Origin of the sequence: Micrococcus sp. GbtcB5, assembly GCF_019091605.1 — a bacterium.
In the GTDB taxonomy this organism is placed as follows: domain Bacteria; phylum Actinomycetota; class Actinomycetes; order Actinomycetales; family Micrococcaceae; genus Micrococcus; species Micrococcus luteus.
Map to the genome: position 1 here is coordinate 1 of NZ_JAGXJK010000186.1, position 275 is coordinate 275.

Annotated in this window: 1 protein-coding gene; it reads left to right on the forward strand. The window is 74.2% G+C overall.

Going from position 1 to position 275, the window contains the following annotated elements; all coding sequences use genetic code 11:
• Positions 1-275: dihydropteroate synthase (locus tag KVS67_RS14200; RefSeq protein WP_254629364.1), on the forward strand; the 275-nt coding region annotated here is incomplete at both ends.

Here is a 275-nt window from a genome sequence, read left to right on the forward strand (position 1 = left end):
CCCCCCCGCCCACGTGCGCGGACCCCGGGCCGTGGTCCCGCGGCCGACCTGTGGCGACGTCGGCAGGGAGGTCCGCGACCACCTGCGGCGCACCGCCGACCGGGCCGTGGCGCTCGGCGTCCCCGAGGAGAGGATCATCGTGGTCCCCGGCCACGATCTGAACAAGAACACCCGGCACACCCTCGAGATCACGCGGCGGCTGGACGAGGTCGCCACCCTGGGGCTGCCCGTGCTGGCCGCGGTCTCGAACAAGGACTTCATCGGCGAGAGCCTGG